The 19,589-nt window shown below is 75.4% G+C and carries 14 protein-coding genes and 1 pseudogene; 2 read left to right on the top strand and 13 right to left on the bottom strand.

The annotated features are described in order from the left end of the window. The first annotated feature begins 199 nt into the window (after positions 1–199). Positions 200–1,111 (top strand): SCO1860 family LAETG-anchored protein, encoded by a 912-nt coding sequence (locus DDJ31_RS08890; RefSeq protein ID WP_164785014.1) that lies wholly within the window; start codon positions 200–202, stop codon positions 1,109–1,111. A gap of 226 nt (positions 1,112–1,337) precedes the next feature. On the opposite strand, the gene cobC is transcribed toward DDJ31_RS08890, so the two are convergent. Genes cobC through cobM form a run of 6 tightly spaced genes read right to left on the bottom strand, consistent with a single transcriptional unit; the run spans position 1,338 to position 7,706 of the window. After that, positions 1,338–2,435 carry an Rv2231c family pyridoxal phosphate-dependent protein CobC gene (gene cobC / locus DDJ31_RS08885; RefSeq protein WP_127180825.1) on the bottom strand — a complete coding sequence of 366 codons (1,098 nt, stop codon included), beginning with the start codon at positions 2,433–2,435 and terminating at the stop codon, positions 1,338–1,340. Beyond that, on the bottom strand, positions 2,425–3,363 hold the full coding sequence (locus DDJ31_RS08880; protein ID WP_127180826.1) for a sirohydrochlorin chelatase: 939 nt from the start codon (positions 3,361–3,363) through the stop codon (positions 2,425–2,427). Before DDJ31_RS08880 ends, cobC begins: the two co-directional genes overlap by 11 nt. Next, positions 3,360–3,947: a precorrin-8X methylmutase gene (locus DDJ31_RS08875; RefSeq protein WP_127180827.1), complete on the bottom strand. Its 588-nt coding sequence runs from the start codon at positions 3,945–3,947 to the stop codon at positions 3,360–3,362. Before DDJ31_RS08875 ends, DDJ31_RS08880 begins: the two co-directional genes overlap by 4 nt. Continuing rightward, a complete protein-coding gene (gene cobJ / locus DDJ31_RS08870) occupies positions 3,944–5,656 on the bottom strand; it encodes a precorrin-3B C(17)-methyltransferase (RefSeq protein ID WP_127180828.1) in 1,713 nt (570 codons plus the stop codon). Before cobJ ends, DDJ31_RS08875 begins: the two co-directional genes overlap by 4 nt. Beyond that, positions 5,653–6,891 carry a precorrin-6y C5,15-methyltransferase (decarboxylating) subunit CbiE gene (cbiE, locus tag DDJ31_RS08865; protein WP_127180829.1) on the bottom strand — a complete coding sequence of 413 codons (1,239 nt, stop codon included), beginning with the start codon at positions 6,889–6,891 and terminating at the stop codon, positions 5,653–5,655. Before cbiE ends, cobJ begins: the two co-directional genes overlap by 4 nt. Then, positions 6,888–7,706: a precorrin-4 C(11)-methyltransferase gene (gene cobM, locus DDJ31_RS08860; protein WP_127180830.1), complete on the bottom strand. Its 819-nt coding sequence runs from the start codon at positions 7,704–7,706 to the stop codon at positions 6,888–6,890. The genes cbiE and cobM overlap by 4 nt, the downstream gene beginning before the upstream one ends. 185 nt (positions 7,707–7,891) lie before the next feature. Between cobM and DDJ31_RS08855 the strand changes: the two genes are divergently transcribed. Further along, positions 7,892–8,620: a ZIP family metal transporter gene (locus DDJ31_RS08855; RefSeq protein WP_127180831.1), complete on the top strand. Its 729-nt coding sequence runs from the start codon at positions 7,892–7,894 to the stop codon at positions 8,618–8,620. A 17-nt stretch (positions 8,621–8,637) separates the two neighbouring features. Here DDJ31_RS08855 and cobI read toward each other — a convergent pair whose 3' ends face one another. The 7 genes and pseudogenes from cobI to DDJ31_RS08820 form a co-directional block, all read right to left on the bottom strand. Beyond that, positions 8,638–9,369, bottom strand: a complete 732-nt coding sequence (cobI, locus tag DDJ31_RS08850) for a precorrin-2 C(20)-methyltransferase (RefSeq protein WP_127180832.1) — start codon at positions 9,367–9,369, stop codon at positions 8,638–8,640. Beyond that, positions 9,366–10,768: pseudogene (locus tag DDJ31_RS08845) on the bottom strand (cobyrinate a,c-diamide synthase). The gene cobI and the pseudogene DDJ31_RS08845 overlap by 4 nt, the downstream one beginning before the upstream one ends. After that, the gene (gene cobO, locus DDJ31_RS08840; protein ID WP_127180834.1) at positions 10,762–11,370 is read right to left on the bottom strand and encodes a cob(I)yrinic acid a,c-diamide adenosyltransferase; all 609 of its coding nucleotides are present in this window, start codon (positions 11,368–11,370) and stop codon (positions 10,762–10,764) included. The pseudogene DDJ31_RS08845 and the gene cobO overlap by 7 nt, the downstream one beginning before the upstream one ends. Beyond that, positions 11,370–13,391, bottom strand: a complete 2,022-nt coding sequence (locus DDJ31_RS08835; protein WP_127180835.1) for a putative cobaltochelatase — start codon at positions 13,389–13,391, stop codon at positions 11,370–11,372. Before DDJ31_RS08835 ends, cobO begins: the two co-directional genes overlap by 1 nt. After that, positions 13,388–17,041 (bottom strand): cobaltochelatase subunit CobN, encoded by a 3,654-nt coding sequence (gene cobN, locus DDJ31_RS08830; protein WP_127180836.1) that lies wholly within the window; start codon positions 17,039–17,041, stop codon positions 13,388–13,390. Before cobN ends, DDJ31_RS08835 begins: the two co-directional genes overlap by 4 nt. Further along, a complete protein-coding gene (locus tag DDJ31_RS08825) occupies positions 17,038–18,549 on the bottom strand; it encodes a cobyric acid synthase (protein WP_127180837.1) in 1,512 nt (503 codons plus the stop codon). The genes cobN and DDJ31_RS08825 overlap by 4 nt, the downstream gene beginning before the upstream one ends. After that, complete coding sequence (locus DDJ31_RS08820) at positions 18,546–19,490, bottom strand: cobalamin biosynthesis protein (RefSeq protein WP_127180838.1); 945 nt, start codon at positions 19,488–19,490, stop codon at positions 18,546–18,548. Before DDJ31_RS08820 ends, DDJ31_RS08825 begins: the two co-directional genes overlap by 4 nt. Between the last annotated feature and the right edge of the window lie 99 nt (positions 19,491–19,589).

Below are 19,589 nucleotides of genomic sequence, written 5' to 3'. Positions count from 1 at the left end.
CACGCGCGGGAGGTCAACCGGCGTATTCGCACAGGTTGCGTGGCTGAGGTGAAACCGTTGAACGGCCGGGCCACCGGAATCGAATACGTTGGCGGAAACCCCACGAAGGAGTGAAGTCACGCAGGATCGCCGCCTGTTCACTCTTCGTGCGTAATTCTTGCCGGGTCCCAAGCAAGCTTCTAGTGGGGGTCCCACCACCTTGAACGGCAACAACTTCCGCATGCCCGCACGCCGTCTCGCCACCGTCGCGGCGGCCACGGCCCTGGCCGCGGGTCCCGCGGTCCTGGCCGGCGCGGGCTCCGCGCACGCGACCACCGACCACGGTCGCGCGAGCGCCGTCGTGCTGCGCACCGGGCTCGACGTGTCGCTGCTCAACAAGACCGTGAACGTCCCGCTCGCGGTCTCGCTCAACGAGGTCGAGGCGCCGCGCAGCGCCGACAGGACCGCGCTCTCCGCCACCCTGGACGGAGTCGACGGCGGCAAGCCCTTCAACGTCCTGAGCGCCGACGTCGCCACCGCGAAGGCCGACGTCACGGCCGCCCGCGCGGAGGGCTACACCCGGCTCGCCCACGCCCGTCTGCATGTCCCCGGGCTGCCGCTGCTCTCCCTCGTCGAGGTCGAGCAGGTCACCTCCAAGGCGGTCTGCGAGGCGGGCCGGACGCCGGTCGCCACCTCCGACCTGCTCGGCACGGTCACCGTCCTCGGCAAGAAGGTCACGCTGACCGCGGGCGGCACCACCGACGTGCGGGTGCCCGGCGTCGGGGAGGTCAGGCTCGACCTGTCGAAGACCGAGCACACCTCGCGCACGGCCGCCGCGACCGCCCTCGAACTGAAGGTCTCCGTCAACCCGTTGAAGCTCAACGTCGCGGAGGTCGAGGGCACCGTCACCCTTGCCAAGGCCACCTGCGAGGCGCCGCCCGCACCGGAGCGGGAGAGCCCCGCGCCGAGCACCGAACCGGCGTCCGAGGTCGAGCCGCAGGGCGGGTCGACGGAGCAGAACCTCGCGGAGACCGGCGGCAACTCGGCGACGCCGTACATCGCGGCCGGTGCCGCCGCCCTGGTCGTGGCCGGCGGCGGAGCCCTGGTGCTGACCCGCCGCCGCAGGAGCTGACGGAAGCGGTACGGAGGCCCAGGGGGAGGGGAGGCGAGGGGAGGCGAGCGGAGGGGAGGGGGAGGCGTGAGGAGGCGTCAGGTCGATACGGGGGAGGAGCCGGACGGCGCCCGCCCCGGCCCCGGGGAGACCCGCCAGGTCCCCCGTCCAGGTCCCCCGGTCAGATCTCCCGGCCAGGTCCCCCCGGCCAGGTCTCCCCGTCCAGGTCCCCCTGGCCGGGGACGCCTCACCCCCTCTCCGCCGCCACGCCCTTCTCCGCCGCCGCCCCCATCGCCTCTTCGAGTGCCCGCAGGAACGCGTCCGTCGTCGTCCTGTCCCGGACGGCCAGGCGCAGCCACTCCCCGTCGAGGCCGGGGAAGGTGTCCCCGCGGCGCACCGCGAAGCCCAGGGCGCGCAGCCGGTGCCGCACCGAGGCGGCCCCAGGGAGCCGCACCAGCACGAAGGGGCCCTCGGCGGGACCGGTCACCGTCACCCCGTGCCCGGCCAACGCGCCGAGCCCGGCGAGGAGATGGGCGCGGTCGGCGGCGATCCGGTGGGCCGCGTGGGCGGCCTCGGCGACGGCGCGGGGGCTCACGCACGCCTCGGCGGCGGCCAGCGCGGGCGTGGAGACCGGCCACAGCGGCTGGGCGCGCTCCAGCTCCGCGACCGTCTCCGGGGCGGCGAGGACGTACCCGACGCGCAGCCCGGCCAGACCCCAGGTCTTGGTCAGGCTGCGCAGCACCACCAGGCCGGGCACGTCCGTCCGCCCGGCCAGCGCCTCCCGCTCGCCGGGCACCGCGTCCATGAACGCCTCGTCCACGACCAACGTCCGCCCGGGACGGGCCAGTTCGGCGAGGGCCTGGGCCGGGTGCAGGACCGACGTCGGGTTGGTGGGGTTGCCCACGACCACCAGATCGGCGCTCTCGGGCACGGCGCCCGGGTCGAGCCGGAAGCCGTCGGCCGCGGTCAGCAGGACCCGGTCGACGCTGTGCCCGGCGTCCCGCAGCGCCGCCTCCGGTTCGGTGAACTGCGGGTGCACGACCACCGGTTGCCGCACCTTCAGGGCCCGCGCCAGCAGCACGAACGCCTCGGCGGCGCCCGCCGTCAGCAGCACCCGCTCCACCGGGAGGCCGTGCCGTGCCGCGACGGCCGCCCGCGCGGCCCGCCCGTCCGGGTAGGCCGCGAGGCCGGTCAGGGAGGCGGCGATCCGCTCCCGCAGCCATGAAGGGGGCGTGTCGGCACGGACGTTGACCGCGAGGTCGACGAGCGCCGCACCGCCGTCACGGACCTCGGCGTCACCGTGGTGGCGCAGGTCGTGCCCGGTGCCGCCGCCGTCAATGGGCATGGGCGTGACCGCCGTGGTGGTGCCCGTGCGGCCCGTGGTGCCCGTGGTCGTGGCCGTCGTCGTCCGGGTGGAAGTGCGGCTGCTGCGGCATCCCCACCTTGTCCTCGAAGCCCGGCAGCGCGATCCGGTACACGCACGAGTCGCAGTTCATCCGCAGATCCCCGCGCACCGCCTCCTGGTAGCGCTCCATCACCAGGTCGAGCAGCTCGGGCTCGGGCCCGATGACGTCCGCGCACCGCACGTCGGCCTCCGGGTGGGCGGCGGCCCAGCCCTCGGTCTGCTGGCGCACCCGCTCCGGCAGGATGCCCGTGAACAGGAAGTAGGGCAGGACGACGATCCGCCGCGCGCCGAGCCGCACGCACCGGTCGAGCCCCGCGGGCACGTCAGGCGCGGCCAGCGACACGAACGCGGTCTCCACACCCGCGTACCCGCGCCCCTCCCACAGCAGCCTGGCCGCCTTGTGCACCTCGGCGTTGGCGTCCGGGTCGGTCGACCCGCGCCCCACGAGGAGCACCGTCACGTCGGCGCGGTCGGCGGGGCGCCTGCCCGACGAGCCGAGCACCTCGTCGAGGCGCCGCTCCAGGACGTTCAGCAGCGCCGGGTGCGGGCCGAGCGGGCGCCCGTACGTGTACGAGATCCCGGGGTGGCGGTCCCGCTCGCGGGAGAGCGCGGCCGGGATGTCGCCCTTGGCGTGCCCGGCGGAGACCAGCATCAGCGGAACGGCGGCGAAGCGGGTCACGCCCCGCTCCACCAGCTCGGTGACGGCGTCGCCGAGCGGCGGCGGCGACAGCTCGATGAAGCCGCCCGCGACGGGCAGTTCGGGGTGGCGGCGGCCCAACTCCCGTACGAAGTCGCGGAACGCCTCGGCTCCGGCCTCGTCCCGGGTGCCGTGTCCGGCGATGAGCAGGGCGGGCGGCGGGGTGGTCACGGTTTCTCCTCGGTGGAAATCGGGTGGTACAGCAGGGCGTTGAGCGCGGCCGCGGCGACCGCGGAACCGCCCTTCTCGGACACGTTGCTGACGGCGGGCAGCCCGCTCGCGCGCAGCGCGGCCTTCGATTCGGCGGCTCCCACGAAACCGACCGGCAGGCCGATCACGAGCGCGGGGTCCGCGTCCAGGGTGAGCAGTTCCTCCAGAGCGGTCGGCGCGCAGCCGATCACCCACACGGCGCCGGGTCCGACCTGTTCGTGGGCGAGTCTGACGGCGTGCGCCGAGCGGGTCAGACCGGGGCCCGCCACGGCGTCCCGCAGCCGGCAGACGGTGTCACGGCGGGTGATGCCCGCGGCGACCATCTCGACGTCGACGACGACCGGCGCCCCGGCGTGCAGCGCGGCGTGCGCCCGCACCAGGTCGGGTTCGGCCAGGACGAGGTCGGCCGCGTAGTCGAGGTCGGCGGCGGAGTGGATGACCCGCTCCACCACGGCCCGGCTCAGCGGCGCGAGGGCCGAGGTGTCGAGGCGGGCCCGCAGCCGGCGGAACGACTCCTGCTCGATCGGGTGGATCACACGGTTCACCTGGGCTCCTCCTGCCAGCGGTAGCCGCGCGGGGTCACCATGCGGCCCGCGATCTCACGGGTCGCCGTGTTGCCCACGGTCACGACGGTCATCATGTCGACCCACGCCGGGTCGAGCGCGCCCAGGGTGGTCAGCCGGCTCGACTCGTCGGCCCGCGACGCGTTGCGCACCACGCCGACCGGGGTGCCGGGGTCGCGGTGCTCGCCGAGGACCGCGAGCGCCTTCGGCAACTGCCAGTCCCGGCCGCGGGAGCGCGGGTTGTAGAACGTCACCACGAGATCCGCCTCGGCCGCGGCCCGCACCCGCCGCTCGATGACCTCCCACGGCGTGTGCAGGTCGGAGAGGCTGATCGACACATGGTCGTGGCCCAGCGGCGCGCCCAGGATCGCCCCGGCGGCCAGCGCCGCCGTCACCCCCGGCACCCCGACGACGTCGATGTCGTGCGACGCCTCCGCGAGCGCGGGCGACGCCATCGCGTACACGCCCGCGTCACCGCTGCCGATCAGCGCGACCGCCCGCCCGGCCCTGGCCTCGGCGACGGCGGTGCGGGCCCGCTCCTCCTCGGCGCCGAGCCCGGACTCGAGGACCCGGGTGCCGGGCCGCAGCAGGTCGCGGATCTGGTCCACGTACTGGTCGAGCCCCACCAGCACGGCGGCGCGCCGCAGTTCGGCCCTGGCGCGCGGGGTGAGCAGGTCTCGGGCGCCGGGCCCGAGCCCGACCACCGCGAGCCGCCCGCGCCCCGGACGCCTGACCACCGCGCAGGTCGCCATCGCCGGCGAGGCCGCCGACTTCCGCTTCGGGACGACGAGTTCACCCCCGCCGGCCAGCGCGGCGGCCTCCGCGACCGACGGCGTGCCGACGGCGGCGAGCGGCGCGGCGGACGGGTTCGGCACGTCGATCCGCGCCAGCTCCTCGGCCGGGTGGGTGACCAGGGGCACGCCGAGCCGTTCGGCGGCGGCCAGCAGCCCCGGCTCCTTCGACTTGGCGTCCACGGTGGCGAGTTCGGCGACCGACGTGACCGAGAGTCCGGCCTCCGCGAGCGTGCCGCCGATCAGGGCGAGCACCTCGTCCGCCGGCGCCCCCTTCGAGGCGCCGACGCCGACCACCAGCGTCGGCGGCCGCAACAGCACCTCCCGCGGCCCGGGTTCGACGTCCCGGTCGGTCACCAGGACCGTGTACCCGCCGGTTTCGCCGCCCTGACCGGGCTCCGCGTCCGCGTCGGTCACCGGCAGCGCGGGCAGCGGCCAGGCCACCTCCGCGCGCAGCGCGACCGGTCCGCCGTCGAGCAGGGCCCGGGAGACGGCCGCGACGGCGCCCTCGACCGGCAGTCCGAGGGTGTCGAGCCCCGGCAGGTCCACGGCGTCCGTGGCCGTCGTCACCACCGGCAGCGCGCCGGTCAACTCGGCGACCTCGCGGGCGAGTTCGTTGGCGCCGCCGCCGTGGCCGCCCAGCAGCGACACGGCGAACCTGCCGCCCTCGTCGACGCAGACCACACCGGGGTCGGTGGTCTTGTCGCCGAGCAGCGGCGCCAGCAGCCGCACCACGGCGCCGGTCGCGAGGAAGCACACCACCTGCTCGCACTGCGCGAACGCGGCCCGTACGGCGTCCCTGACGGGACCCTCGTACACGCGCGTCCGCTCCGGCCACGCCGCGGCCAGCCGGTCGCGCGCCGCCGCCCCCGCCGCGGTGGCGGAAATGAGGCCGATCACTGGACAACTCCTTCGACAGTCGCGCGGGGCCGCTCGCCCCACAGCAGGAACACGGGATTGGTCGCCGCGAGCCGGGTCACGTCACCGGGCAGCGGGGCGAGCCGCGACGACTGCAACAGCACCCCGTCGCAGGAGAGACCGGCGCCGGTGAGCGCCGCACGCGCCGCGGGCACCCGGTCGAGGGCGGCCAGCGCCACCACCACCGTCCGGCGGGCCCGGCGCGCGCACGCGGCGACCACGGCGGGCAGCTCACGGCCCCCGCCGCCGACGAACACGGCGTCCGGATCGTCGAGCCCGGCCAGCGCCGCCGGCGCCTCGCCGTGCACCACCGCCACCTCGACGCCGTGCGCCGCCGCGTTGCCGCGGATCCGCCCGACTCCGTCCGCGGTCTTCTCGACGGCGACGACGGCCGCCCCGAACCGCGCGCACTCCACGGCCACCGAGCCCGAGCCGGCGCCGACGTCCCACACCAGGTCACCCGGGCGCGGTCCGAGCCTGGCCAGCGCCACCGCCCGCACCTCGAACTTGCTGATCATCGAGTCGCGGTGGGCGAACGCCGACTCCTCGAGGGCCCACCGGGAGGGCCCGGCGCCGGGCCCGGCGGCCGTCCTGACCGGGCCGAGCGCCCTCGACCCGTCCAGGCAGACGACGACACTCACCGCCGTCCCCCAGTCACGGACCGCGGCCTCCGCCGCCGTCACCCGCTCCACCCGCTCCCGCTCCGGATCACCGAGCGCGCTCGCCACCACCAGCACCCGGTCGCCCGGCAGCGCGGCGGCCAGCTCGGCGGGGCCCGCCCCTGGACCGGTCAGCACCGCCACCTTGGGCCGCGCCCGGCACACGTTGACGGCCGTCCGCAGGTCCCGCCCGTGGGCGCTCACCACGGCCGCGTCGTCCCAGGGCAGCCCGATCCTGGCGAACGCCGCCGCCACCGACGACACCCCCGGCCGCACGTCGAGCAGCGCGGGACCGAACCGCTCGGCCAGCGCCCGCACGATCCCGAAGAACCCGGGGTCCCCCGAGGCCAGCACCAGCACCGGCCGCTCCTTCGCGACGTACCGGGCGACGGTGTCGAGGGCGGGCGCCAGCGGCCCGAGCACCAGCCGCTCGGCCGTCCCGGGCAGCGTCACCGCGTCCAGGTGCCTGCGCCCGCCGACGACCAGCTCCGCCCCGGCCAGGACGTCCGCCGCGACCGGCGCGCCCGCGCCGGTGCCCGTGCCGACGACCGTGATCATGTGCTGGCCCCCCGTTCCCGCAGCTCCCGGCGGGCCTGCGGGTCGGCCTTGCGGAACCCGTGGAAGTGACCGGGGTGGTACAGGTGCGAGCGGGTGCCGTGCGCGTCGAGGGCCGGTCCGACCAGGAAGAGGGTGTGCTTCCAGAGCTTGTGCTCCTTGACCGTCTCCTCCAGCGTCTCGATCGTGCACCGCACGACCAGCTCCTCGGGCCAGGTCGCCTGGTAGGCGACGACGACCGGCGTGGACGTCGGATAGCCGCCCTCCAGCAGCTCCCGCACCAGCTGGCCGCTGCGGGCCGCCGACAGGAAGACCGCCATCGTCGTGCCGTGCCGGGCGAACTCGCGGACCTCCTCACCGGGCGGCATCGGCGTCTTGCCGCCGCCCAGCCGGGTCAGCACCACCGACTGCGCCACCTCGGGGATGGTCAGCTCGCGCCGGGCCAGCGCGGCGACCGCCGAGAACGCGGAGACCCCGGGCACCACCTCGGTCGCGATGCCGATCTCGTCGCACCGGTCGAGCTGCTCCTGGGTGCCGCCCCACAGCGCGGGGTCGCCCGAGTGGACGCGCGCCACCCGCAGCCCGTCCCGGTGGGCGCGCCGGTAGACGGCGACGACGTCCTCCAGCGACATCGCCGCCGAGTCGAGGATCTGCGCGTCCGCGCGCGCGTGGTCGAGGATCTCGGCCTGCACCAGGCTCGCGGCCCAGATCACCACGTCGGCGTCGGCGATGGCGCGCGCGGCACGGAACGTCAGCAGGTCGGCGGCGCCGGGGCCGGCGCCGACGAAGGTCACCTTGCCGGTGGGGGCGTCGGCCATGGGGAGGGTTCCTCTCATCACGTCTGTCACGGTCCTGCGGGTCGAGCGGGTCGAGCGGGTCGAGCGGGTTGAGCGGGTTGAGCGGGTCGAACGGATGGTGCGGGTGGTGCGGGGCGCGGTCGTGGCGGGCCCGGCTCCACCCGAGAAGGTGCGCGAAGGCCGTCCGATCGGATAGCAAGGGGCCTATGGCGGTCTTCGTCGCGCTCGGCGCGTTCCTGATGACGCTGGCCGGCGGCTGGACGGCACAGCGGGTCACCGACCGCCGCCATCTGGTCCTGGGGCTGGCCGGCGGTCTGATGCTCGGGGTGGTCGGTCTCGACCTGCTGCCCGAGGCGCTCAAGGCGGCCGGCGTCGAGGTCTTCGGCGTGCCCGCCGCGCTGCTGCTGTTCGTGACCGGGTTCCTGCTGGCCCATCTGGTGGAACGGTTGCTCGCCGCCCGCCAGGCCGCGCACGGCGCCGACGAACCCAGGGGGCGGGCCCCCGAGGTGGGACTGACGGCGGCCGGCGCGATGGTCGGGCACAGCGCGATGGACGGCGTCGCGATCGGCGCGGCCTTCCAGGTCGGCGGCGGCATGGGCGCGGCGGTCGCGCTGGCCGTCGTCGCCCACGACTTCGCGGACGGCTTCAACACGTACACGCTGACCAGCCTGTACGGCAACGCCCGCCGCAAGGCGCTGGCCATGCTCTTCGCGGACGCCGTCGCGCCCGTCGTCGGCGCCGCCACCACCCTGTTCTTCACCATCCCGGCCGCGGCGCTCGGCGGCTATCTCGGCCTCTTCGGCGGGGTGCTCCTCTACCTGGCCGCCGCCGAGATCCTCCCCGAGGCCCACCACGAGCACCCCGCCCGCTCCACCCTGCTCTGCACGGTCGCGGGGGTGGGGTTCATCTGGCTGGTGGTGGGCATCGCCGGCTGACGCCCCCGGGCGCGGGCTCACAGTTTGCCGCCACGCCCTCCGTCGCGCCGCGCGGGCGCGATCAGCGTCGACAGGTACGGCAGCGGAGCGCCGTCCAGTTCGGCGGCGGGCCTGATCGACTCCCCGGGCAGCCCGAGCGCCGAGCCCCACACCGCGTCGTCGAGCCGCCCGGTCTCGCGCAGCGCCTCGGCGACCTCACCGGCCTGCCGCCCGAACTTGTACGCGACGACGGTGCCGGGACCGGCCAGCGCCTCCTTCAGGACGGCCGACCCCGCGGTCACCGGCACCAGCGTCAGCGGCTCGGTGCCCTCCGTCAGCACGGCGCCCGACCGGGCGGCGAGGTCCTGCATGGCGGTGATCCCCGGCACGGTCTCCACGACGGTCCCGGGCACCGCCGCCAGGACGGTCTGCGCCAGATAGGTGAACGTCGAGTACACGTTCGGGTCACCGATGGTCGCGAAGGCGACGGAGCCGTGCTCCCGCAGCAGCTCCGCGACCCGCTGCCCGGCCGCGTCCCAGGCGGCCTCGCGGCGGCCCCGGTCGCTGCGCTCGTTCAGCGCGAACACCACCCGCACCACGTTCGCGGCGGGTACGTAGTGCAGCACGGTCGCCTCCGCGCGCCCGCGCTCCCCGGTGTCCATCACCGGAACGACGACGACGGCGGCGGCGCGCAGCGCGCCCACGCCCTTCACGGTCACCAGCTCCGGGTCGCCGGGACCGACCCCGACCCCGACCAGCCTGCTGCTCATGACGTCCGGCACCTCTCCACGAACCGACGGGCCACACCGGGCTCGGACGCCCAGTGGGTATGCAGATAACTCGCGTGCACACTGTCCTGCACGAACCCCTCGACGCGCCGCGCGGGGGTCCTGACCCCCACGCGGGAGCCGTTCCCGCCCCCGGCTCGACGACCGTGCGGTGGAACTCGTGCCCCCGCATCCTCATTCCCGCCCCGGCCAGCACACTGTCGCTCACGGCGACCGCGTCCCGGTAGCCGAGGGTGAGCCGTCCGCTCATCCGCGCGGACGCGTCGAGCACCCCGCACATCGGCAGTCCGTCCAACTCCCGGCACAGGTACAGCAGTCCTGCGCACTCGGCGGCGATCGGCCCGCCCCGCCGGGCGAGCGCCGCGACGTCCGCGCGCAGCCCCTCGTTGGCGGACAGCTCGGCGCCGTACACCTCGGGGAACCCGCCGCCCAGGACCAGCCCGCGGGTCCCCTCGGGCAGCCGCTCGTCCCGCAGCGGGTCGACCACGACGACCTCGGCCCCCGCGGCGGCGAGCAACTCGGTGTGCTCGGCGTACGAGAAGGTGAAGGCGGCGCCACCCGCGACGGCGACCCTGACGGGCGAGGCGACCCTGACGGGCGAGGCGACCCTGACGGGCGAGGCGGGCGAGGCGAGCGCGGCGAGCGCCGAGGCCGCGTCCCACGCCGTCCCCGCGACCGGCCCCGCCCCCCGGGCCAGCCCCAGCAGCGCGTCCAGGTCGCACCCGTCGGCGACCATCGCGCCCATCGCCGCCACCGCGTCCCGCGCGGCCCGCCGCCGCTCGGCGACCGGCACGAGGCCCAGATGCCGCGACGGCGTCTCGACCGGCGCCGCCCGCCGCAGCACCCCGAGGACCGGCACCCCGACGGAGTCCAGCGCGTCCCGCAGCAGCTCCTCGTGCCGGTCCGAGGCGACCTTGTTGAGGATCACACCCGCGATCCGCACCTCCGGGTCCCACGAGACGAACCCGTGCACCAGCGCGGCCACGGACCGCGACTGCGACGACGCGTCCACCACCAGCACCACCGGCGCCCGCAGCACCTTCGCGACCTGCGCCGTGGACGCCAGTTCCCCTTCCCCGGCGGCCCCGTCGAACAGCCCCATCACGCCCTCGACGACGGCGACGTCGCACCCGCGCGCCCCGTGCGCGAACAGCGGCCCGAGCAGCTCGGGCCCGCACAGGTACGCGTCGAGGTTGCGCCCCGTCCGCCCGGTGGCGAGCGCGTGGTAGCCGGGGTCGATGTAGTCGGGCCCGACCTTGTGCGGGGACACGGCGAGCCCGCGCGCCGCGAACGCGGCCATCAGACCGGTGGCGACGGTGGTCTTGCCGCTGCCCGAGGAGGGCGCGGCCACGACCAGCCGGGGGACGGGACCACTCACCACTCGATGCCCCGCTGGCCCTTCTGCCCCGCGTCCATCGGGTGCTTGACCTTCGACATGTCGGTGACGAGGTCCGCGAACTCCACCAGTGCGGCGGGGGCGTTGCGCCCGGTGATCACCACATGCTGCTGGCCGGGACGCTCCCGCAGCACCTCCACCACCTCGGCGGTGTCGATCCACCCCCAGTGCATCGGGTACGCGAACTCGTCGAGCACGTACAGCCGGTACGTCTCGGCGGCCAGGTCCCGCTTGACCTGCTCCCAGCCCTCCCGGGCCTTCTCCTCGTTGCTGACGTTGTCGCCCTGGAGCTCCCGCTGCACCCAGGACCAGCCCTCGCCCATCTTGTGCCAGGCGACGGACCCGCCCTCGCCGGAGTCGCCGAGCACCCGCAGCGCCCGCTCCTCCCCGACCTTCCACTTGGCGGACTTGACGAACTGGAACACCCCGATCGGCCAGCCCTGGTTCCAGGCCCGCAGCGCGAGCCCGAAGGCGGCCGTCGACTTGCCCTTGCCGATCCCGGTGTGCACCGCGACCAGCGGACGGTTCCGTCGCTGACGGGTCGTCAGACCGTCGTCGGGTACGACACTCGGCTGTCCCTGCGGCACTACGCGGCCCTCCTCGTTCCCTGAACGTCCCTGACCAGACCGGCGATCGAGTCCGCCCGCAGCTCGTCCAGGGTCACCGCGACCCCGTCCAGCTCGTCCGCGAGCCGCCCGGCGAGCCCGAGCCGCACCGGACCCGACTCGCAGTCCACGACGACCGAGGCGGTGCCCTCGGCCGCGAACAGCCGGGCCGCGCGCCCCGCGAGGGCGACCGGCTCGGGCCCGCCGGTGGCCCGCCCGTCGGTCACGACGACGACCAGCGGGCGCCGCGCCGGATCGCGCAGCCGCTCCACCCGCAGCACCTCGTGCGCCCTGAGCAGCCCGGCCGCCAGCGGTGTCCGCCCGCCGGTCGGCAGCGAGCCGAGCCGGACGGCCGCCGCGTCCACCGACGACGTCGGCGGCAGCGCCACCTCGGCGCCCGACCCCCGGAAGGTCACCAGACCCACCTTGTCCCGCCGCTGGTACGCGTCGAGCAGCAGCGACAGCACCGCGCCCTTGACGGCGCTCATCCGCTGCCTGGCCGCCATCGACCCGGAGGCGTCCACGACGAACAGCACGAGGTTGCCCTCACGGCCCTCCCTGGTCGCCTGCCGCAGATCGTCCCGCCGCACCACGAGGCCGCGCCCCGACCGGCCGCGCGCCCGCTGGTGCGGGGCCGCCGCCTGCACGGTGGCCGCCAGGTGCAGCTTCGTCAGCGCGCCCCTGGGCCGTCGCGCGCCGGTGGTGCGGCCGTGCTCGGTCCTGGCCCGGGACCGCCGTCCCGCGACGCCCTCGCCGATCCCGGGCACGCTCAGCACCTTCGTCCGGAACGGCTCGGAGGCCGCCGCGGGCGTCCGCTCGCCCGACCCGGCGTCCGAGGGCTGCGGCTGCCCCGTCTCCCCGGCCCGGTCGGACGCCGCGCCGTCGCCGTCCTGCGGCCCGCCGTCGTCAGGGGCGGGCCCGCCGCCGCCACCGCCGCCGGGCCCGTCGTCGTCGGGGTCGGGCTCCTCGCCGTCACCCTGTCCCTCGCCCTCCCCGGAGAACTCCTCCAGGGTGTCGTCGAGCTTGTCCTCGTCGAGTCCCGGCGCGTCGAAGGGGTTGCGGCGCCGCCGGTGCGGCAGCGCGAGCAGCGCCGCCTGCCGCACGTCCTCGGCGAGCACCTCGGTACGGCCCGCCCACGCGGCCAGCGCGGTCGCGGTACGGGCCATCACGATGTCGGCCCGCATGCCGTCCACCTCGAACGCGGCGCAGGTGGCCGCGATCTGCCGGAGCGCGCCGTCACCCAGCCGCACCGACGGCAGCAACCGCCGTGCGGCGACGATCCGTTGCCGTACGGCGGCCTCCTCGCCCGCCCACCGCCCGGCGAAGGCCGCCGGGTCGTCGTCGTACGCCAGCCTGCGCCGCACGACCTCCACCCGCTGGTCGGGCTCGCGCGAGGCGGCGACCTCGACGGTGAGCCCGAACCGGTCGAGCAACTGCGGCCGCAGCTCGCCCTCTTCGGGGTTCATGGTGCCGACGAGCAGGAACCGCGAGGCGTGCCGCACGGACACCCCCTCGCGCTCCACGTACGACGCGCCCATCGCGGCCGCGTCGAGCAGCAGGTCGACCAGGTGGTCGTGGAGGAGGTTGACCTCGTCGACGTAGAGGATGCCCCGGTGCGCGTCGGCGAGCAGGCCGGGTTCGAACGCCTTCACGCCCTCGGCCAGCGCCCGTTCGATGTCCAGGGCGCCCACCAGCCGGTCCTCTGAGGCGCCGACGGGCAGTTCGACCATCCGGGTCGGCCGCGCCTCGCCGCCGCCCGCCTCGTGCGGACCGTCCGGGCAGGCCGGGTCGGGCGCGGCCGGATCGCAGGCGAACCGGCACCCCGGCACGGTGTCGACGTCCGGCATGAGCGCCGAGAGCGCGCGCACGGCCGTCGACTTGGCGGTGCCCTTCTCGCCGCGCACCAGCACGCCGCCGACGGCCGGCGAGACGGCGTTCAGCAGCAGCGCGAGCCGCAGGTCGTCCTGGCCGACGACGGCCGTGAACGGGAACGGTGTACTCACTTCTCGTCGCCCTCCAAGTCGCCCTCAAGTTCCAGATAGGTGGCGCGCAGCCGCTCCAGCGTCTGGGCCTCGGGCTCCGCCCACAGCCCCCGGTCGGCCGCTTCGAGCAGCCGCTCGGTGATCCCGCGCAGCGCCCACGGGTTGGACTTCTTCATGAACTCCCGGTTCTCCGGGGCGAACACGTACTCGGCGCTGAGCTTCTCGTACATCCAGTCGTCGACCACGCCCGCGGTGGCGTCGTAGCCGAACAGGTAGTCCACGGTCGCCGCCATCTCGAAGGCGCCCTTGTAGCCGTGCCGCCGCATCGCCGCCATCCAGCGCGGGTTGACCACCCGGGCGCGGAAGACGCGGTGCGTCTCCTCGCCCAGCGTGCGGGTCCTGATCTGGTCGGGGGTGGCGGAGTCGCCGACGTACGCCTCGGGGCTGCTGCCCGTCAGGTGCCGCACCATGGCGACCATGCCGCCGTGGTACTGGAAGTAGTCGTCGGCGTCGACCAGGTCGTGCTCCCGGGTGTCGACGTTCTTCGCGGCCACCGCGATCCGCCGGAACGCCGTCTCCATGTCCCCGCGTGCCGCCCGGCCGTCGAGTCCGCGCCCGTAGGCGTAGCCGCCCCACACCGCGTACACCTCGGCGAGGTCGGCGTCCGAGCGCCAGTTGCGGGCGTCGATCAGCGGGAGCAGCCCGGCCCCGTACGCGCCCGGCTTGGAGCCGAAGACGCGGGCCGTCGCGCGCCGCCGGTCGCCGTGCTCGGCGGTGTCCTCGTCGGCGTGCGCCCGCACGTAGTTGACGTCGGCGGGCTCGTCCAGGTCGGCCACCGCGCGCACCGCGTCGTCGATCAGTCCGACCACGTGCGGGAACGCGTCGCGGAAGAAGCCGGAGATGCGGACCGTGACGTCGATGCGGGGCCGGCCCAGCTCGCCGGCGGGCACCACCTCGAAGCCGGTCACCCGGCGGGAGGCGTCGTCCCAGACCGGGCGGCAGCCGAGCAGCGCGAGGATCTCCGCGATGTCGTCGCCCTGGGTGCGCATCGCGGACGTGCCCCACACCGTCAGGCCGACGGACTTCGGGTAGCCGCCGGTGTCCTGGAGATAGCGCTGCACCAGCGAGTCGGCGAGGGCCTGGCCGACCTCCCAACTCAGCCGGGAGGGAATGGCCTTGGGGTCGACGGAGTAGAAGTTCCGGCCGGTCGGCAGCACGTTGACCAGGCCGCGGGTCGGAGAACCCGAGGGGCCGGCCGGCACGTAACCGCCGTCCAGGGCCTTGAGGATGTGGCCGATCTCGTCGGTGGTGCGGGCGAGCCGGGGCACCACCTCGGCGCAGGCGAACTCCACCACCGCGACGGCGTCCGGGAGTTCGGTGCCGAGCACCTCGCGCACCAGCGGCGCGCTCCGGTCCTTCGCCCAGCCCCTGGCCTCCATGCCCTCGGCGATCCGCCGGCACAGCTGCTCCAGCAGGTCGACGGCGTCGGCCGCGGTGCGGGCCGGGCCCTCGACCAGGTCGGTCAGTTCGGCCGGCACCTTCAGCGGCCGGCCGGGCTCGGCCAGCAACTCCTTCTCCACCAGCCCGAAATGCTCGGCGAGGCAGGCCCGCAGGCCGGGCAGCGCGTTGGCCTGCCCGCCCCACACCTGGGAGGCGCGCAGCACGGCGAGGACCAGGTTGACGCGGGGTTCGCCGACCGGGCCGCCGCCCAGGACGTGCAGTCCGTCGCGGATCTGCACGTCCTTGATCTCGCACAGGTAGCCGTCGATGTGCATGACGAACTCGTCGAAGTCGCCGTCGTCGGGCTGTTCGTCGACGTGCAGGTCGTGGTGGAGTTCGGCGGCCTTGACGAGCGTCCAGATCTGGGCGCGGACGGCCGGCGCCTTCGTCGGGTCGAGGTCGGAGACGAGCGCGTACTCGTCGAGGAGCTGCTCCAGTTTGGCGAGGTCGCCGTAGGTGTCGGCGCGCGCCATCGGCGGCACCAGGTGGTCGACGACGGTGGCGTGGCCGCGCCGCTTGGCCTGGGTGCCCTCGCCGGGGTCGTTGACGATGAACGGGTAGATCAGCGGCAGGTCGCCGAGGACCGCGTCGGGGGCGCAGCCGCCGCTGAGGCCGAGGCCCTTGCCCGGCAGCCACTCCATGGTGCCGTGCTTGCCCATGTGGACGATCGCGTCGGCGCCGAAGCTGTTCTCCAGCCACCGGTACGCGGCCAGGTAGTGGTGCGAGGGCGGCATGTCGGGGTCGTGGTAGATGGCGATGGGGTTCTCGCCGAAGCCGCGCGGCGGCTGGATCATCACGACGACGTTCCCGAACCGGAGGGAGGCGAGGACGATGTCGTCGCCGTCGACGTAGAGGTTGCCGGGCGGTTCGCCCCAGGCCGCCACCATGCCGTCGCGCAGGGCGGGTTCGAGGGTGTCGAACCAGGCGCGGTAGTCGGCGAGCGGCACCCGGGCGGGCGCGGAGGCGAGCTGCTCCTCAGTGAGCCACTCCACGTCGTGGCCGCCGGCCGCGATCAGCCGGTGGATCAACTCGTCGCCGTTGTTCGGGTATTCGGTGAGCGCGTAGCCGGCGCCGCGCAGCGCGTCCAGCACCTCGACGGCCGAGGCGGGTGTGTCGAGACCGACCGCGTTGCCGACCCGGGAGTGCTTGGTCGGGTAGGCGGTGAAGACGAGGGCGAGCTTCTTCTCGGCGTTCGGCGTGTGCCGCAGCCGGGCGTGCCGTACGGCGATCCCGGCGACCCGGGCGGCCCGCTCGGGGTCGGCGACGTACACCGGGACGTCGTCGGGGCCCTGTTCCTTGAAGGAGAACGGCACGGTGATCAGCCGTCCGTCGAACTCCGGGATGGCGACCTGCATCGCCGCGTCCATGGGGGAGAGGGCCGCGTCGGACTCCTGCCAGGCGCGGTGCGAGGTGGTGAGGCAGAGCCCTTGCAGGACGGGCACGTCGAGGTCGGCGAGGGCGCCGACGTCCCACGCCTCCTCGTCGCCGCCCGCGGACGCCTCGGAGGCGTGGGTGCCGCCCGCGGCCAGGACGGTCGCGACGAGCGCGTCGGCCCGGGTGAGGAGCTGGTACAGGGCGGGGTCCGCGCCGCGCAGCGAACCGCAGTACACCGGAAGGGCGTTGGCGCCCCGCGCCTCGACGGCGTCGCACAGGGTGTCCACGAAGGCGGTGTTGCCGCTGAGTTCGTGCGCCCGGTAGAAGAGGACGCCGACGGTCGGCCTGCCCTCGACGAAGGGGCGCTCGCCGTGCACCCCGAACTCCGGCATCTTCAGGGGCTCGTCGAAGCCCTCGCCGGTCAGCAGCACGGTGTCGGAGAGGAAGCGGGCGAGTTCGGTGAGGTTGGCGGGGCCGCCCTCGACGAGGTAGCGCAGCGCCTCCGCGACGACTCCCGCGGGCACCGACGACTCGGCCATCAACTCGGCGTCGGGGACGCTCTCGCCGCCCAGCAGCACGGTCGGCACCCCGGACGCCCGCAGCGCGGCGAGCCCGTCCTCCCAGGCGCGCTTGCCGCCGAGCAGCCTGACGACGGCGACATCGGCGCCGTCGAGGAGGGCGGGCAGCTCCTCGGCGACGTCGACCCGGTTCGGGTTGCCGATCCGGTAGCCGGCGCCGGAGGCACGGGCCGCCAGCAGGTCCGTGTCGGCGGTCGACAACAACAAGACAGTGCTCATGCGGGCGCTCCCGGTGGAATGAAGGGCAGTCCTTGCGGCGCGCCCGACTCGATGAGCCGCCAGAGCGCGTCCGTGTCCGCGTGCTGTTCGATGAGATCGCCGAGCCGGTCGAGCTGCCGCTCGCGCAGCGCGGCGAACGAGGTGTCGGGCGCCGGCACGAAGCGGCGGCCCGCGGCGGCGGCCACCTCGCGCAGGAAGGCCCGCCGGAAGCCGTCCGACTCCAGCGAGCCGTGCCAGTGGGTGCCCCAGACGGAGCCGGTCCTGCACCCGTCGAGGAAGGCGTCCCCGCCGGTGACCTCGGCGACGCCGTGGTGGATCTCGTACCCCTCGACCCGCTCGCCGAGGGCCTCCCCGGTGGGCCGGGTGAGGGTCTTCTCGCGGGCGAACCGCACCCGCACGGGCAGCAGTCCGAGTCCTTCGACCCGGCCGCGCCGGCTCTCGACGTTGTCGTCGATCCGCTCGCCGAGGAGCTGGAAGCCGCCGCAGATGCCGAGCACCGGGCGGCCCTCGGCGGCCCGCGCGGCGAGCGCGTCGGCGAGCCCGCGCTCGCGCAGCCACTCCAGGGCCCGCACGGTGGCGCGGGTGCCGGGGACGATCACGAGGTCGGCGTCGGCGAGTTCGGCGGGCCGGTCCACGAACCGCACCACGACGCCCGGTTCGGCGGCGAGCGCGTCGACGTCGGTGAAGTTCGACATCAGCGGGACGGCGCAGACGGCGACCCGCAGCACGTCCTCGCCGAGCGGCGGCGCGAGGTCCGACTCGCGGACGGGGCCGCGCAGCGACACCGCCATGCCGTCCTCCTCGTCGATGCCGAGGCCGGTCCTGAACGGCAGCACGCCGTAGGCGCGCCGTCCGGTGAGGCCGTGCAGCATGTCGAGGCCGGGCTCCAGCAGGCTGACGTCGCCGCGGAACTTGTTGACGAGGAACCCGGCGACGCACGCCTGGTCCTCGGCCGACAGCAGGGCGACGGTCCCGAAGAAGGAGGCGAAGACGCCGCCACGGTCGATGTCGCCGACGACGAGCACGGGCAGCCGCGCGCCCCGGGCGACGCCCATGTTGACGATGTCGGTGCGCCGCAGGTTGATCTCGGCGGGCGATCCGGCGCCCTCGCAGATCACCGCGTCGTGTCCGGCGCGCAGTTCGGCGAGGCAGTCGAGGACGGTGCCGAGCAGCCGCTGCCGCCGACCGCCGTGGTAGCCGCGCGCGCTCATCTCGCCGACCGGCTTGCCGAGCAGCACGACCTGGCTGCTCTGCTCGCCGCCCGGCTTGAGGAGCACGGGGTTCATCAGCGCGGTCGGCTCGATCCGGCAGGCCTGCGCCTGCATGGCCTGCGCGCGTCCGATCTCGGCGCCCTCGCGGGTCACGAAGGAGTTGAGGGACATGTTCTGCGCCTTGAACGGCGCGACCTTGACGCCCTGGCGCACCAGCCAGCGGCAGATCCCGGCCGTCACGACGCTCTTGCCCGCGTCGGAGGTGGTGCCGGCGACGAGGAGTCCGCCGCCCCTCATGACCGGCGTCCGCTCGCCAGCAGCCGGCCGGCCGCGCAGACCCCGAGGGCGAGCAGGCCGACGCGTGCGGAGAGCCGTACCGCGCGGTCGATGTCGGGCACGGTGACCGCGCGTCCCGCGGCGCCGCCCAGGACCGGCCGGTGCTCGACGCGGCCCGCGTAGGAGAGGGTGCCGCCGAGGCGCACCCCGAGCGCTCCCGCGAACGCGGCTTCCACCGGGCCCGCGTTGGGCGACGGGTGCGCGCCCGCGTCGGCGCGCCAGGCCCGCAGGGCACCGCGCGGGTCGTCGCCCGCGACGGCGGCGAGGACGGCGGTGAGCCGGGCGCCCGGCCAGCCGGCGAGGTCGTCGAGGCGGGCGGAGGCCCAGCCGTAGCGGTGGTGCCTGGGCGACCGGTGGCCGACCATGGCGTCCAGGGTGTTGACGGCCCGGAACCCGAGCAGCCCGGGGACCCCGGCGACGGCGCCCCACACCAGCGCGCCGACGACCGCGTCCGAGGTGTTCTCGGCGACGGACTCGACGACGGCACGGGCGATCTGGTCGGCGTCCAGCGCCTGCGGGTCGCGGCCGCACAGATGCGGCAGCCGGGCCCGCGCGCCCGCCAGGTCCCCCGCCTCCAGGGCCCGTGCGACGGCGCGCGCCTCCCGGCCGAGGGAGGTGCCGCCGACGACGGCCCAGGTGGCGGCGGCGGTCAGGGCGACGGAGGCGGCGGGGGAGGAGCGGACGGCGCGGGCGGCGACGGCACCGAGGCCGACGGCGCCACCGGCGCACACGGCGGTGTGCAGGGCGCCCCACCCGCGGTGGTCACGCCACAGCACCCGCTCCACGGCGCCCGCGGCCCGTCCGAACACGGCGACCGGATGCCCGTGGCGGGGATCGCCGAGCAGTCGGTCGCCGAGGAGGCCGGCGGCGGCGCCGTACGCGAAGACGCGATCGGCACGCATCGGGTCAGTCGGTCACGGGGTCGGGCAGGGCCGGGACGCTCGGCTTCGGTCGGGTGCCGCGCATGGCGATATGTCCTCACTCAGGGTGTCCGCGCCCTG

Source organism: Streptomyces griseoviridis (assembly GCF_005222485.1).
GTDB lineage: Bacteria > Actinomycetota > Actinomycetes > Streptomycetales > Streptomycetaceae > Streptomyces > Streptomyces hintoniae.
The sequence above is the reverse complement of the archived record's forward strand: the minus strand, read 5'-3'. Positions and strand labels throughout refer to the sequence as shown.